Source organism: Sphingomonas changnyeongensis (assembly GCF_009913435.1).
Classification (GTDB): domain Bacteria; phylum Pseudomonadota; class Alphaproteobacteria; order Sphingomonadales; family Sphingomonadaceae; genus Sphingomonas_B; species Sphingomonas_B changnyeongensis.
Genome location: NZ_CP047895.1, coordinates 1,482,363 through 1,496,100, shown reverse-complemented (window position 1 = coordinate 1,496,100; position 13,738 = coordinate 1,482,363). Strand labels below are relative to the sequence as shown.

21 protein-coding genes are annotated in these 13,738 nt (G+C 66.0%); 9 read left to right on the top strand and 12 right to left on the bottom strand.

The window, feature by feature from the left end; all coding sequences use genetic code 11:
* Window positions 1-36: 36 nt before the first annotated feature.
* The 7 genes from GVO57_RS07450 to GVO57_RS07420 are packed head-to-tail and all read right to left on the bottom strand — an operon-like array spanning window position 37 to window position 3,426.
* Window positions 37-450, bottom strand: coding sequence for a histidine kinase (locus GVO57_RS07450; protein WP_160592628.1), 414 nt, complete (start codon window positions 448-450; stop codon window positions 37-39).
* Entirely contained in the window at window positions 450-1,388 is a 939-nt protein-coding gene (locus GVO57_RS07445; RefSeq protein ID WP_160592627.1) for a phage tail tube protein, read from the bottom strand. The genes GVO57_RS07450 and GVO57_RS07445 overlap by 1 nt, the downstream gene beginning before the upstream one ends.
* 3 nt (window positions 1,389-1,391) lie before the next feature.
* On the bottom strand, window positions 1,392-1,577 hold the full coding sequence (locus GVO57_RS07440) for a hypothetical protein (protein ID WP_160592626.1): 186 nt from the start codon (window positions 1,575-1,577) through the stop codon (window positions 1,392-1,394).
* 10 nt (window positions 1,578-1,587) lie between these two features.
* Entirely contained in the window at window positions 1,588-1,998 is a 411-nt protein-coding gene (locus tag GVO57_RS07435) for a phage tail terminator protein (RefSeq protein WP_160592625.1), read from the bottom strand.
* Window positions 1,995-2,501, bottom strand: coding sequence for a phage virion morphogenesis protein (locus tag GVO57_RS07430; protein ID WP_160592624.1), 507 nt, complete (start codon window positions 2,499-2,501; stop codon window positions 1,995-1,997). Before GVO57_RS07430 ends, GVO57_RS07435 begins: the two co-directional genes overlap by 4 nt.
* Window positions 2,498-3,223 (bottom strand): DUF1320 domain-containing protein, encoded by a 726-nt coding sequence (locus GVO57_RS07425; RefSeq protein ID WP_160592623.1) that lies wholly within the window; start codon window positions 3,221-3,223, stop codon window positions 2,498-2,500. The genes GVO57_RS07430 and GVO57_RS07425 overlap by 4 nt, the downstream gene beginning before the upstream one ends.
* Window positions 3,220-3,426, bottom strand: a complete 207-nt coding sequence (locus GVO57_RS07420) for a hypothetical protein (RefSeq protein ID WP_160592622.1) — start codon at window positions 3,424-3,426, stop codon at window positions 3,220-3,222. Before GVO57_RS07420 ends, GVO57_RS07425 begins: the two co-directional genes overlap by 4 nt.
* A 143-nt stretch (window positions 3,427-3,569) precedes the next feature.
* On the opposite strand from GVO57_RS07420, the gene GVO57_RS07415 reads away from it, so the two are divergent.
* Window positions 3,570-3,824, top strand: a complete 255-nt coding sequence (locus GVO57_RS07415) for a hypothetical protein (RefSeq protein WP_160592621.1) — start codon at window positions 3,570-3,572, stop codon at window positions 3,822-3,824.
* Window positions 3,825-3,857: 33 nt separating this feature from the next.
* On the opposite strand, the gene GVO57_RS07410 is transcribed toward GVO57_RS07415, so the two are convergent.
* The 3 genes from GVO57_RS07410 to GVO57_RS07400 all read right to left on the bottom strand — a co-directional run bounded on the left by GVO57_RS07410 (window position 3,858) and on the right by GVO57_RS07400 (window position 6,179).
* Entirely contained in the window at window positions 3,858-4,787 is a 930-nt protein-coding gene (locus GVO57_RS07410; protein WP_160592620.1) for a major capsid protein, read from the bottom strand.
* Between the two features lie 85 nt (window positions 4,788-4,872).
* The gene (locus tag GVO57_RS07405) at window positions 4,873-5,205 is read right to left on the bottom strand and encodes a DUF2190 family protein (RefSeq protein WP_160592619.1); all 333 of its coding nucleotides are present in this window, start codon (window positions 5,203-5,205) and stop codon (window positions 4,873-4,875) included.
* Window positions 5,206-5,246: 41 nt separating this feature from the next.
* Window positions 5,247-6,179, bottom strand: a complete 933-nt coding sequence (locus GVO57_RS07400; RefSeq protein WP_160592618.1) for a hypothetical protein — start codon at window positions 6,177-6,179, stop codon at window positions 5,247-5,249.
* A 282-nt stretch (window positions 6,180-6,461) separates the two neighbouring features.
* On the opposite strand from GVO57_RS07400, the gene GVO57_RS07395 reads away from it, so the two are divergent.
* Window positions 6,462-7,262 carry a DNA adenine methylase gene (locus tag GVO57_RS07395; protein WP_160593889.1) on the top strand — a complete coding sequence of 267 codons (801 nt, stop codon included), beginning with the start codon at window positions 6,462-6,464 and terminating at the stop codon, window positions 7,260-7,262.
* A 131-nt stretch (window positions 7,263-7,393) separates the two neighbouring features.
* Complete coding sequence (locus GVO57_RS07390) at window positions 7,394-7,600, top strand: hypothetical protein (protein ID WP_160592617.1); 207 nt, start codon at window positions 7,394-7,396, stop codon at window positions 7,598-7,600.
* A gap of 160 nt (window positions 7,601-7,760) precedes the next feature.
* Here GVO57_RS07390 and GVO57_RS07385 read toward each other — a convergent pair whose 3' ends face one another.
* The gene (locus tag GVO57_RS07385) at window positions 7,761-8,168 is read right to left on the bottom strand and encodes a hypothetical protein (RefSeq protein ID WP_160592616.1); all 408 of its coding nucleotides are present in this window, start codon (window positions 8,166-8,168) and stop codon (window positions 7,761-7,763) included.
* Complete coding sequence (locus GVO57_RS07380) at window positions 8,168-8,803, bottom strand: XRE family transcriptional regulator (RefSeq protein WP_160592615.1); 636 nt, start codon at window positions 8,801-8,803, stop codon at window positions 8,168-8,170. The genes GVO57_RS07385 and GVO57_RS07380 overlap by 1 nt, the downstream gene beginning before the upstream one ends.
* A 76-nt stretch (window positions 8,804-8,879) precedes the next feature.
* Here GVO57_RS07380 and GVO57_RS07375 point away from each other — a divergent pair, with 76 nt between their 5' ends.
* From GVO57_RS07375 to GVO57_RS07350, 6 genes are all read left to right on the top strand, one after another.
* A complete protein-coding gene (locus tag GVO57_RS07375) occupies window positions 8,880-9,161 on the top strand; it encodes a helix-turn-helix domain-containing protein (protein ID WP_160592614.1) in 282 nt (93 codons plus the stop codon).
* A 94-nt stretch (window positions 9,162-9,255) separates the two neighbouring features.
* Window positions 9,256-11,055 (top strand): DDE-type integrase/transposase/recombinase, encoded by a 1,800-nt coding sequence (locus tag GVO57_RS07370; RefSeq protein WP_160592613.1) that lies wholly within the window; start codon window positions 9,256-9,258, stop codon window positions 11,053-11,055.
* Window positions 11,052-11,813 (top strand): AAA family ATPase, encoded by a 762-nt coding sequence (locus GVO57_RS07365; RefSeq protein WP_160592612.1) that lies wholly within the window; start codon window positions 11,052-11,054, stop codon window positions 11,811-11,813. The genes GVO57_RS07370 and GVO57_RS07365 overlap by 4 nt, the downstream gene beginning before the upstream one ends.
* A 59-nt stretch (window positions 11,814-11,872) precedes the next feature.
* A complete protein-coding gene (locus GVO57_RS14935; protein ID WP_233281278.1) occupies window positions 11,873-12,766 on the top strand; it encodes a helix-turn-helix domain-containing protein in 894 nt (297 codons plus the stop codon).
* Window positions 12,767-12,997: a hypothetical protein gene (locus GVO57_RS07355; RefSeq protein WP_160592611.1), complete on the top strand. Its 231-nt coding sequence runs from the start codon at window positions 12,767-12,769 to the stop codon at window positions 12,995-12,997.
* A 144-nt stretch (window positions 12,998-13,141) separates the two neighbouring features.
* Complete coding sequence (locus tag GVO57_RS07350; protein WP_160592610.1) at window positions 13,142-13,714, top strand: host-nuclease inhibitor Gam family protein; 573 nt, start codon at window positions 13,142-13,144, stop codon at window positions 13,712-13,714.
* Window positions 13,715-13,738: the final 24 nt, after the last annotated feature.

Below are 13,738 nucleotides of genomic sequence, written 5' to 3'. Positions count from 1 at the left end.
CGCCGTGCCCCGTAGCCCAGGCGCGCGCGGCGGCGATCAGTTTCCCCGGCGCGTCTCCTCGCGCGCGGCGATGCACGCGTCGAAAGCCCGCAGGATCGATCCGAAGACGCCGTTCACCTTGAGAAGCCGCTGCAGATTGGTCGCATTGAACGGCAGGGGCTCACCATTGGCCGCGCCCACGCCACGCCAGTCAATCACGATGCGACCGAGATACTCGGCCCAGATCTCGGTCGCAGTCGCAGCTTCGGCCTCACCCGAAAGCATGGCCGCACCGATCTCCGCCACCCGCTGGTCGACCCGGGCACCCTCCACCTGCAGGTCAATCACCTGGTCGGTGTCCAGCAACCGGAACCGCAGCTCGATGCGATTCTCGATAATGGAGCCATCTTCGCTGACGCCAGGCCATCTGACGGGCCACCAGGCGGACTGATCGGGGACAAGCTTGAACATCACTTGGCCCTCCAAATGATGTCGTCCTGACCGGCCCTCACATTCGCGCCGTAGGAGATCGTATACATCAGGTCGTCGCCATCCTCCTGCTCCTCGATTGCGAGGATCTGCAGGAAGCCCATGACAAGCTCGATGATGTTGCCGGCGGCAGTGCCGTGGATGAGCTCGCACGAGATTTCCGCGCCCGCGCGCAGCGTGGCGAAATAGTTTCGCTCCGCGACCGAGGGCGCCTTGATCACCATCTGGCCTGTAAGCGCATGATTGCCGCGCTGCACATAGTTTTCGCCGACCAAGTTCCGGATGGCAGGCTGCGCGCCGATTTCGCCGGTCAGGCTCTGCAACTTGGCCGCATAGCCGTCGAGCGTGAAATCGGTGTTGGCGGTGTTGACTTCGAGCGGCGCGCGCCAGCGCGAGAAATCGGGCGCGGCGGGCGCAGCCTCAACGACCGGCTGGCCAGTCGGCAGCATGCCCACGAAAGAGAGCGACAGGAAAGGATAGGCCCCTGCGGTGAAGTTAAAGCCATAGGTGCCGCGTGCGCCCAGCGAGATTGCCTGCTGGTTGCCGCGCCAGTGATAAGCGGTTGCGGAGGACAGTGCCGCGCCTGCAGCAGCGAACCGCAGGCTTGCACTCTGGCCTGCGACCAGCGTGGGCGCAGCCATGCCGCACGCCTCCAGGTGTTCCATCCACGCCGGCGCGGTGCCGGCCGCGCCCGACCCGGCGAGCTCAAGCTCGTAGGAGAAAGCCGACCGCGCATTCGTGCTGCCCGTGGGCGACCGGCCGCGCGAGGGCACGTCCAAATTCCGCTCGAGCGTGTCGGTCTGAACCGGCGTGCGCTGAAAGTTACGCGTCAGCGCGGCGTTGGCCGCAGCTGTCGGCACGGCATCGGTGCCATACACCGCCTCCTTCTTGAAGAGGATCGTCTTGACGACATCAACCATGGGTCACTCCTTGGGCTGTTCGGCTGCGGTATCAGCGGGCGCATCGGCCGGGTCCGGCCGCCCATCGAGCGCCCGAAGCCGGGCCGGACCGGACAGCGGCAGGCCATGACCGTCGAGCAGATAGCCGGCGGCGTTGGCAGGCCTCGGCTGTGTCGGCCCATCCTCAATCCGTGGCGCGCGGCGCGTCATCGAAATCTCCTCAGGTTCGGCGAAGTCTCCAGGCCGTCCTAAACTGCACCCCCCAGACCAGACTGCTTCCGTCGACGGACAGCAGCCGCCCGCCCGCGAACTCGACCGGGCGGCTGGCGTCGGGATGCGTCCAACCTGCCAGGGCATCGATCGCCTGCTGCTCGGCCGCGTGGATGTCCTCGGCCACCCGCTCGGGCTGACGCGCCTGGGCAGGCAGCACGATGGCGACCAGCAGCTGCTCGGTGACCTGCTGGTCGATGGCCGTCTGTCCGGCGAGCGCATTCGGTGCGGCCGCCGACTGGGACGGGATCACATAGAAGCTCTGGCCCGACGGTGCCGTGCGCAGGCCAGCAAACTCCATCGCGCCCCACGCGCGCAGCCCCTGGTCTCGCAACCGGTCGACGAATGGCTGGAGCCTCACGACGGCGTCCCTCCGAATACCTCAGCGAGGTGATCGGTGATCACGTCGAGCGCGAACGCTCGGTTTTCGTCGGAAAAACCCAGGAATGGCCGGGCCGGAATGACCGCACGTGCAACCACCCGGCCGGCGAAGCTGAGTGCCTTGGCCGTCCTCGGGGTGATGGTTGCGCCAAACTGATGCACCGCCGCATAGACGGCTGGGCCCCCTGATGCCTCGACCCCGGCCGCCGCATAGTCGCGACCCCAATCCGGCTCGATCGATTGGCGCAGGAAGCCGCTCAGATTGAGCGTCTTGGCCCCCGGCTCCTCGAGCGTGCGGCGCGACGGCTTCCAGGGCATGCCTGTGGGATCGCGCTCCTGGTCAAATCGTTCGACGGTCGTGGCAGCCAGATGGACCGCGATCTCCTGCATCGGCCCGGTCAGGTCCGCACTTGCCTCCGCCGCGCGGGACAAAGCGCGCCGCAGATCGCCACCGACCTCGATCTGCACGGCGATGCCGGTCACAGCCGATAATCCTGCAGGCCATCGGGATAGGCCCGCTCGCCCGCATCGAACAACACAGGGTCGGCGGCGATGGCAGCGGCGGCAAGAGGGACCGCAGAAGGCAAAGTCAGCCGGCCGTCACGGATCTGCTCCAGCATCCGCATGCTGGCGCGCGCCGCATCAGCCACGCCATCCGGAGCGCCGCCGGGATACAGACTGGCCCGTGCCAGATCGGCAATGGCCTTCTTGACTGGCAGCGGCACCTCGGCGAGCGGGAGCGCATAGCGCCCGGCCAAGTGCGCCTCGACAATCGCCTGCGCATCGACCAGCTGCGCCACCAGCAAGTCTCGATCAATCCGCCCGCTGCCATCGGCGTCCGTCATCCGCACGATCTCCGGCAGGCCGAAGCGGCGGACAAAATCTTCGATCGACAAATAGGGCGCGCCGCCATCCGGCATCACCCACGCGGCGTCGATGACGACGATCTCCGCCTCGGCTTCGCGCTCCTCGCCTGTGGCGAGCGTGGCCCGCACTGTGACGAGATAGCGCTCACCATCCGTGCCGCCCGCCAGCGTGACCGTCACCGAGCCGTCGACCAGAACTGCGTCTGCCTGCAGCGCCGCAGCGCCCGCCACCATGCCACGCGCAACCGGGGTCGCGGCGAGTATCTGTGTGACGGGCGCGCCGAACGGCACCAGCTGGCTGATCACCTCTGCCGGTTGCTTGATGACGGTCTGGATCACGCCGCGCCCCGGGCGGTGACGCGGCCCGCCCCAATCTTGGCAACGAGCTCTGCCTTGGTGTCGTTATTGTCGAACTTCACGCCTTCCTCGGCGGCGACCTTGCGGAGATCGGTCAGCCGCATCTCGATCGACACCGGGGCGGGCTGGGGCGCAGTGGGAGCCGGGGCCGGGGCCTGACTGGCGGTATCGCCACCGGTCGGCATGCGGCGGAGCTCCCCTCGAGCCGGATGATCTCATCCAGCCGCGACTCCGCTAGGTCTTTCCAGCCCCGGAGCTCCTCGGCCGCGTTGGCGGCCGCAGCCACGAACGGCGCCGCCGCCGTGAGTGCGGCGGCCTCATCATCGAAATGGCCGAGCTTCTGAACGACGCCCGCCTCGTCAACGACAAGCGCGAGCACTGCGCCCGGGCGATCGGCAGCGACGGTGCCATCGACGACGCCCAGGATCTTGAGTGCACCGACGCCCTCAAGCTCACCTGCCTGGTCGGCAGCCATCACGCCGCTGCCGCCAGGGGCCACAAGCTTTCCGTCGATGCGGAGCGGGGTGATCGCCTCGACGATCACCGTATCGGCCAACACTTCCATATGAACCTCGGTCGCTAAAGCGGCGGCGACCGAGCGGCCGCCGCCTGTGGATCAGATCGCCGCCTGGATCAGAAAGCCGGCGTCGGCCCCGACCAGTTCGGGCGAAAACTCATCGAAGCAATCGTTGAGCCAGCTGCGGGTGTCGCCGTCCCAGCGCACCGGGGCGACGAACGGGTGGTTGCGCAGCTGATAGGTGTAGCCGAAGCTGGGCAGCCCCATCTGGCGCTGCGCTCCGGCCGGCGGAACCCAGGCCAGGATCACGTCATTGCCCCAGATATCCACCGAGGTGCCGTCGGCCAGATCGTAGATCGCATCGCCGGCGACCATCGTGTCGACCTCGAAGTAGCGCCGCAGCTGGTCCATGGTGACCGAGTCCTGCGCGGTGTATTTGAAGTTCTCGAGGATCTGCGGATGGACCTGAAGCTTGCTCGCGACCGCGCCGCCCACCAGCATGGTGTTCGGACGACGGCCGATCCGGCGACGGATGGTCTCCTTGGCATCGAAGACGAGCGTTTTCGGCCGCGAAGCCGGATCGCTCCACTTGTCCGCGCCGGCCAGCGCCGTCTTGTTGCTCGCAGCATAAGCGGCGGCGTTGCGCGCCGTCTCGGCCTGCGAGATTTCCTTGTCCAGCGCAACGGTCGCCAGCACAAGGTCGACGCCCATCTGCTGGAGATCGAGGCCGGGCACCTCCTGCGCTTCTTCCATGTGCTCGACCGGCGTCTTCGCCGCGATCGCGCGCTGGATCAGGGACACCGGCTTGCCCTCATAGCCGAACTGGATCTGGGCGATGCGCGCGCCAGGCGCACGCTGGATCTGACGGCGACGGAAGGACGAACGGTCGAACTCGATCCGCTTGGCGGCACGGGTGGGCATGGTCACGCTCGGGAACAGCGCGCCGCCGACATAATCGGCGTTCGAATAGCCACGGGCGTGTTCGGTGAGGACCGGATCGACAACACGGGCCTGGTCGGGGGACATCATGGGTCTGAGCCTTTCTGCAAGTTTTTGAACGTTGGCGGCATTTCACCGCCTGCGGCCTGCGCCGCACTTGCCTTGGAGTGGGCGATCAGTTCTTGATCAGGAGGATCTCGATCATCTGGCCGGCCGCCGTAGCGGGGGTCAGGGCGCGGCCGTTGGCAACGCCAGCCGCGCGAACAATGGCGCGCCCCTGCGCGTCCGACTGGACTTCATCACCCACCGCCACTGCGCCGCCCGTTTCAACGGTGGCTGTGCCGAGCACGACCACGTTGAGAGGCCGGGCCGCCGCAGCCTCATAGTCAGCAACACCAAGGGCGCGCTCGTTGGCGACCGCCTGCGTTCGCGCATAGGTAACGAAGCGCTTTCGGGCGATCGCGGCGGATGTGATGATCGGGTATTCGAGAACGGGTCGCTGCTGCATGAATCGATCCTTTTCGTGAAAATTTTCGTGATCGGGCGCGGTCAGCCCTGAGCCAGCCGGACCGCGTCCATCCAGCCGAGGTTGGGCGTGGACGCCTGCAGCGCCTTGGCGCGGCGGTGGATCTCGGCGCCCTTGGGGTCGACAGAATACCCCGACGGCGCAGCGAAGCTGATGGCACCAGTCGTCGCCTTTTCCGCGCCGGCCGCCTCGCCAAGCGACACCAGGGGCTTGGCACCGCTCAGCAGCTTCTTGAGCGCCGCGGCAGGCGCAAGCTCGCCAGCCTCGCCGAACGACACGGTCTCCACCGCCTCAAGGCTGTCGAGCACACCGACCAGCAGCGACTTCCCTGCCGGGGCGAGCTTGGCCTCGGCAACCATCCCCTCAGCAAATGACACGTTGGCCGCATGCAGTGCGGCGCGGGCGGCTGCAGTCGCTGCCGCTTCACGCTCCCGCAGCGCAGCTTCGCGCGCCTCGATATCCTTCTCACGCTCGGCGAGGCTGACGGTCTTGTCGGTCACGGTGATCTTCTCCTCTTGTTCGAAGGTCGCGAGCGGCGCCTGGTCGACCGCCTCGCGAAATTGGACGGTGCCCAGCCCCTTCACCGCCGGGGCTGCGGCCCCCAGAAAGCCGATGTGCTTCAGATACCAGCGACCTGGCGCCGGGTTGGCGGGGTGATCGGGCGGATAGAAGCTGGATGAGATCTTGGCGTAGCGGCCATCCTTGACAGCCTCGGCGAAGGCAGGCTCGATCCGCTCGGCGTCCGCTACGAGGCGATCGCCATCCATGCGGAGCGCCTTCGCCCAGCCGTAAGCGGGCGCATCAAGCTGCGGATGGCCGACGACAAGCGGCGCCGGATCAGCTGCGGGATCATAGGCCGCAGCGACGCCGGCCAAATCTTCGGCAGTAAAACTTACAGCCTGCCCCTCGACCGAGGTGAAGGTGCCCGGGCGCATGATGACGATTGTGCGGTCCATGCGCCGGTCATGGGCGCTGGTCGGCGGCGGCTATGCTTCCGCCAGCGTAAAGCGGCGGATCGGCGCGGCAGCACTAGGGCCGGGGTAAGCCACCCGAGCCTTTTCGCCAAGCGTGTATGTGGATTGCAACCGCAATGCATGGCCGCTGCGACAGGCAACGAGGGAGGCCAAGGGCGGTGGCACGCCCTAAGCCGCGGGAGATAGCCCGCACATCACGCGGCCCGGGCCGCGATCCGTTCCCTCGGCGGGCACCCCGCGAGGGTCATAGAGCAGTTGAAAACCATGGAGTCGAGTCCCAACACCGCTGTGCGCCCTGTGCGACCGATCGCCCCTTACATCGGGGGCAAACGCAACCTAGCGCGGCGCATCGTCAAGCTGATCGAAACGATCGACCACAGCGCCTATTTCGAGCCGTTTGTTGGCATGGGAGGAATATTCCTGCGCCGGACGTCGCGGCCGAAGACCGAGGCGATCAATGACATCTCTGGCGATGTCGCGACGCTGTTTCGCGTGCTCCAGGAGCATTACGCCTATTTCGTCGATATGCTGCGCTGGCGACTGACCAGCCGCGCGGAATTCGACCGCCTGTTATCACTGCCAGGCGACCGGCTGACCGATCTACAGCGGGCCGCGCGGTTCCTCTATGTCCAGAGGCTGGCGTTTGGCGGCAAAGTCGCCGGCCGCCATTTCGGCGTCCAGGCGCAGGCACCCGCACGGTTCGATATCACACGGCTTGAACCGATGCTCGCGGAGATCCACGAGCGCCTGTCAGGCGTCGTGATCGAACAGCTGGACTACGGCGCTTTCATCGACCGGTATGACCATCCAGGCGCGCTTTTCTATCTCGATCCGCCATATTGGGGCTGCGAAACCGACTATGGCCCAAAAGTCTTTACCCGAGGCGACTTTGAGACGCTTGCCGATCAGCTGGCCCTGCTGAAGGGCCGCTTCGTGCTGTCGATCAATGACACCGCCGAAATCCGCACGATCTTCAGCAAATTCGACCTGCAGCCGGTCGACCTGACCTACCAGATCAGCGGCAAGCCGACGTCTGCGCGCGAGCTGATCATCCAGCCCCGATGACACCTACGCGGGCGGCACACGATGCCGCCCGCCCAACGGGTTCAAATCGGACCGTTTTTCCCCTTTCCTATTGTTCCCCATCCGTTCCAAACGACGAACGAGTCGCAACGAGAACAAAAGGAGGGACATCGATGTGGTTCAGGTTCGTGACACCGGGGAAACAACGCGGGCCGTGGCGCGATACCCAACGGCGCGCGATGCTGGATGCAGTGCGCGCGGGCCTAGGCTCAGTTGACGAGTTCGAGCAGCCTGACGGGCGGGGTCACCGGATCTACCTGCACCCGTTCGTCAGGATCGAGCGGTTGGCGGAAGATACCGAACCGGGCCTTGCAGCCTGAGCCAAGGCCACCCTCAAATCAGAATGCAGCCAGATTGCCCTGACCACGCTGGACAGGGCAATCGACATAAGATTTGGGGTGAAGGGCCGGACGGGCAGCACATGCGCCTCAACGGGGCTCTATGCGGCAGCCCAGCCCAACCCGACTGGCCGCCCTACATTCACAAGGCTTCGGTGGGATAGCCGAACGCTGTGCACTGGAGGTAAGCCTCGCCCGGATCTAGCTCCACCGAGGTGACTGCGCCGCCGCCGGCAGGCAGGAAAAAGGCCACCCACTGGAACCCAGCATAGGCGCCATAAGCATTCTTTGCGTTCACCAGGGCGCAGACTGTCGGCCGGCCACCGATGCGCGGCAGCCATTCGTATCTGGCCGACGATGCGTCCCGAAGCCCCCTGCCGATCGCAGCCACCGCACGCGCCTTTTCGGCCGCCGTAAGCTGCACGGGTGGCAAAATCTTGCGGCATTTCTCTCCCGCGGCCAGAGCACGCGCGCCGGCCGCCGTCGCTGCATCCGGATCGGCGCAGGAGGAAAATGGCGACTGAAGAGCCAGCGCCAGCGCCATGATCATCACCACTGCTTTCCACTCCAAACCACACGACCAAGCACGATGAGCCTAAGATCGACCTCCGTCGCCGGTATCTCAATCGGACCGTAGGCAGGATTCATACTCAAGATCCGGAAACCGGCCGCGCTGCGCTGCAGCCGCTTCACCATCAGATCGCCGTCAAGCACGATCACATACATGCCTTCAGCTCGGTAGGGCGTCCCCTCCTCGTACATGATCAGGTCGCCGTCGCGGATGTCCGGCTCCTGGCTGTCGCCACGCGCCGTTACCAGACGCAGTGCTGCGATTTGGCCGAGCTGCCGAGCATAAGCGGCCGGGAATGGCATGTGGTCAACAATCGCCGGGCGCGTGGCAGCCGCCCGGCCGGCACCTGCGGCAGCCTCAATCTCGACGATCGGCAAATTGACAATGTCAATCTCGCTTGTCTGGTCTTCACCCGACAGAATGTAATCGACGCTCACACCCGCCTCAGCGGCGATCGCAGCCAGCCTCGATGCGCCTATCCCTTTGCCCGACCGCAGCACGTTGTTCAGGTTCTGCCGGCTGATCTGCAACCGCCGTGCGATTTCCGACTGGCCGCCAGCCTTTTTGACCGCAGCCGCAAGGCGCTCGCGCGCTTCGGGCGACAGGCCCGACACCCCCGATCGCGGATCAGTTGACATGTAAACCTGACTTGTCCATAAAAAGGCGACAACTCGACCAGGGAGTGTAAAGTTGAGCGTCGCTGATTGGCATCCCGAGGACATCAAGGCTGCCGTGCGGAAGCGTGGCACCAGCCTCGCCATGATCGGTCGGCGCGCCGGCATTTCGCGGCAGGCAATGGCGAACGCGCTCGCGATGCCGAGCGAGCGCCCTGAACAGCTGATCGCCGCTGCGATCGGTGTTGAGGCTCATCAGATCTGGCCCTCCCGTTACAATCCGGACGGCTCGCGCAAGCGCCCCCAGCCGTCCGCCAACTATTGGCGCTCTGCCCGCTTTCTGGAGCAGCACGCATGAGCGGGTTCTATATTAATCCTCACACCTTTATCCACACAGAAAACCGCGCCCGCGGCCCAGTGTCTCGGCTTGGCACCTTTTGCTGGAGGCGCGGATGATCGCGCCCGGCACCACTCATCTGAGCGCCGAACAGCTGGCGAAGCTCGGTCTTGATGGCTTGCCCCGCACCAAGCGTGGCATCCATCTGCGCGCCGAAGCTGAGGGCTGGACCGCAATCCGCAGGTCCGGCCGCGGCGGTGGCTTGCTCTATGCACTTGCGGATCTGCCGGCACCCGCCCAGGTGGACATTGCAGAGCGAATGTCAGGCGACAATCGTCGCAGGCGGGGGCGGCCAAAAGACACCGATTTCTGGACACGGCACCCGGATGTGGCAGACGCGGTGGAAGCGATCCTCGCCGAACAGCGGATCGCGGCTCCCCGGGTGCTCGAGCTGCTCGAAACGCGGTTCGATGAGCTGCCCTCGCTCCGGTCGCTGCAGCGCCGGTGCGCAATGGTCGAGCGGACAAAGCCCGCGCTCCTCGCGTCGATGCGCGACCCTGATGCATATAAGAGCCGTTTCCGCCTGGCGCTCGGCCGCGCGGACGGCGGCGTCGATCGCGCGCACCAGGTCTGGGAACTCGACACCACCAAAGCCGATGTGATGACACGCGGCGGGCGCCGGATGGTGCTCGGCGTCATTGATCGCTGGTCGCGGCGCGCGCGGTTCCTGGTTGCGCCATCGGAAAGCGGCCAGAGCGTGCGCCGGCTGCTGATCGACACGATCCGCGCGTGGGGCGTGATGCCCGAGACAGTCGCGACCGACAATGGCGCGGGATACATCAATGCCTCGATCCGGACCGCGCTCGATACGCTCGGCATCGAACACCGCATCTGCCCACCCGGCAGCCCTGAAAAGAAGCCCTTTGTGGAGCGGCTTTTCGGCACCTTCACCCGCGAACGCGCGCAGCTGCTCGCCGGCTTTGCCGGGCACAGCGTGGCCGAAGCACAACGTCTGCGCGCGGTCGCCAAGAAGCAGACCGGCCGAGCGGTTATTGTCGCCGAACTGGAACCAGAAGATCTCCAGGCGATCCTCGATGCTTGGGTGGACGGCGTCTATCACCAACGTGAGCACAGCGCGCTCCGGATGACGCCGATGCAAAAATGGCTGTCCTCTCCGGTGCCAGCGACGGCTGCGCCTTCGGAAGACGTGCTGCGCGTCGCGCTCTCCGCGCTGGTCGGCACACATAAGGTTGGCAAGCGCGGCATTCAGTGGAAGGCCGGCCGCTATTGGACCGCTGAACTGACGCCGTGGATTGGCAGGCAAGTGGTCGTGCGCCGCGACGAGGAAGATCTCGGCGCGCTCTTTGCCTTCGATGAAGACGGGCATTTCATCGGCACTGCCGTGAACGCCGAGCGCGCCGGCTTCTCCGAAGCGGATTTCGCCGCCGAGGCCAAACGGCAACAGGCCGAATGGACCCGGCAGGCCCGCGCGCAAGTCCGAGAGCGGCAGCGCGGTTTCGGCATCGACGAGGCGAAACAGCTTCTGCTCCGCCGCGATGCCGAACGGGCTGGGAAGCTGCATGCACTGCCGCTGCCCACCGAACAGCGCGAGACGGTCGCGATGCGGAGCATTGTTGCACGACCGGCGGCGGAAATGCCGGCGCCGGCCCGGCTCGCCGCCGCCTGGACACAAAGCGAGCAACCCAAGCGTGGCGAGACAGTCGCGGAACGCGTCGCCCGCACCGATGCGATCATCGCCGCCGCCGAGCGCGGCGACACCGTCGACCCCGACGAGCTGCGCCGCGCCCGGCTGTTCACTGCCTCGAGCCAATACCGCGCCGAGAAGCTGATCACCGGCGACTTCGCCCCAACCCCATCCAGGCCCGCCGGGCCGCATCCTGAGGAGCGCACATGACCCAGCCTTTTCAACCTCAACTCGCTCTGGAGCCGGGCCAGCCGGCGCAGGCGCACCTGACAAACATGTCGGTGGCATTGCGCACAATGCTCGATTGCATCGAAGCGCCTGAGGGCAGCCCCCGCCTGAGCGTCTTTTACGGCCCAAGCGGTTACGGAAAGTCAGTTGCCGCGGCCTTCTGCGCTGGCCGGTTCGACGCCGCGTTCGTCGAAGCCAAATCGGTCTGGGCGCAGCGGTCGATCCTCGAGGCCATAGCCCTCGAGCTGGGCGTCTCCCGGCTCGCGCGCACCAACCCGAAGATCCTGCAACAGATCATCGACGCGCTGCTGCACGAGCCGCGGCCGCTGATCATCGATGAGATGGATCACCTGGTCAAAAAGCAGTCGGTGGAGGTGATCCGCGATATCCACGACGGCGCGGGCATCCCGATCATGATGATCGGCGAAGAGGCGCTGCCCGCAAAGCTGAAGGAATGGGAGCGTTTCGACAATCGCATCCTGGTCGCGAGCGCGGCTCACCCGGCCAGCCTCGATGACGGCCTGAAGCTGCGCGACCATTACTGCGCACGGGTGGCGATCGCAGACGACCTGGTGGCCTATTTTGTCGCCGCGACAAAGGGCGTCACCCGGCGCGTGGTGACCAACCTGCAGCAGGCGCAGCGCATTGCGCTCGAAGAAGGGGCTGACCTCATCGACCGTGCCTGGTGGGGCCGAAGGCCGGTGCTTACCGGCGACGTCCAGCTGCGCAGGGCGGCGTGATGCAGGCGCAACCCCTTGCCAGGCCTTTGTGGTCGCTGCTCGCCCGAAAGACCGCCCCGATGACCGTCCGCGATCTCGCGCAGGCGACGTCCGGCCGCCGCAATGCGGTCGTGCGCATCCTCGCCCGATGGGAGCGCGCCGGCTTTGTCCGCCGCCTCCCCGACCAGAAGCCGATCAGGATCATCATGGCACCCGATATCCGCAAATATGAAACACCTCCCCGGGCAGACAGTATCGCGCCGCCTCGGACCACGGCGCGCCAGCGCATCTGGGCGTCGATCCGCATCCTCAAGCGGTTCGATGTCCCGACGCTGCAGATCGCGGCCGAAGCCTCACGCCGTGCGGTGGAGACCTACCTGAACGCCCTGATGCGCGGCGGTTATGTCCGCCGGGTCACCCGCGGCCATCACAAGGCGGGCAGCTGGTCGGTCTATCAGCTCGCCCTCAACACCGGCCGGCGAGCGCCCGCCGTCACCCAGCGCGGCGGCACGACCATCATCCTCGATCGCAATGACGGCAGCCGCCGCGAGATCCGGTCCGAACGCGAAACGTCGGACGGGGGGAAGTTAACCATGTTTGTTAACCATGGCACAAACCTCGCCAAGGCGCTGGCCGCCTGGAGCAGTGATCTGCCGGACTGGGTGCGTCTGCTGGCAAGCGCTTGCGACACGACCAATCAACGAACCGTTGCTGAGCGGCTCGGTAAATCCAACGGGTATGTCAGCCGCCTCATAAATCGCTCCTACGCTGGCAGCTACTCAGAGGCGGAGACGCTCGTGCGAGCCGCCTTCGGTCAAGAGGGCGTGGTTTGCCCGGCTTTCGCCGACACCATCCCGCTGGCCAGCTGCGTGCGCTCCCGCCGCCGCCGCGATCCGCCGACCACGGCCATCCGGCGCCTTTACGCGCGCCTTTGCCCGAGCTGCCCGAACAACACCGACGCTCAGGAGGGCTGAATGCGCATTTCACGTCCGTTTCAAAGGCCTCAGCCGACAGGCCAGCTCGGCGACCCGGCACCTATCATTCGCCAGCGCATCCGCGAGTGCCAGTGCGGCGACAACAGCCGGCACTGCCCTCGGTGCGACAGCCGTGGATGGCTGATGCCGATCTACTGGCCTGACCTGGTCGCCACTGCGCTTGTGACGATGATGGCGATCGTCACCGCACTCGGATTGCTCGCGCTGTGACGCCGCGCACGGTCCCCGTTTGGCGGTCAGGCATCGCCTGCCCTGATTGCGGGTCGGCAAGCTGGGTCGTCGGACGACAGAGCGCCGAATGCGCCAGCTGCAACCTGCCGCTCCCCCTTTTCAACCTGAAAGAAAGGAACCGTAATGTCCGCACGCCCGCGGCGTAAGGCTGTCAGCCTGGACGCGCCACAGACCATCGAGCAGGCTACCCAGCTGCTCTCCGATTACGCACTGTGCCTGACGCAGGCCGAGCAGATCCGCGCCGACGCGGACGCGGCGATCGCCGAAATTCAATCTGCCCGCGATGGCTGGCTCAAGCCGCTCGACGAGCGGATGAAGACCATCTTCACCCAGCTGCGCACATGGTGGGCTGTGGCCGCCCCGCACCTTACCGACGGAAAGCGGCGGTCGGTGGAAATCGCCGGCTGCATCATCGGTCATCGCACGAGCATGCCGAGACTGGATCTGGGTGGCGCCAAAGCCGAAGATCTGGTGGCTCGGCTGCTGAGCGACGGCCTCGAGGCCGTAATCCGCACAAAGCACGACCTGGACAGGCAAACCATCCTTCGCGAACTCGGGCGCTTGCCGCTTGAGGATCTGGGCGAGCGCTTGGCATCCTACGGCCTCTCCAGGCGCCAGCGTGAAGAGTTCTTCATCGATCGTTCCGGCGAAAAGCCGGCTCCGACCGAAATTGTCGAACCGGAGGATGCGGCATGACCACGCATTTCTGGGTGACCTTCG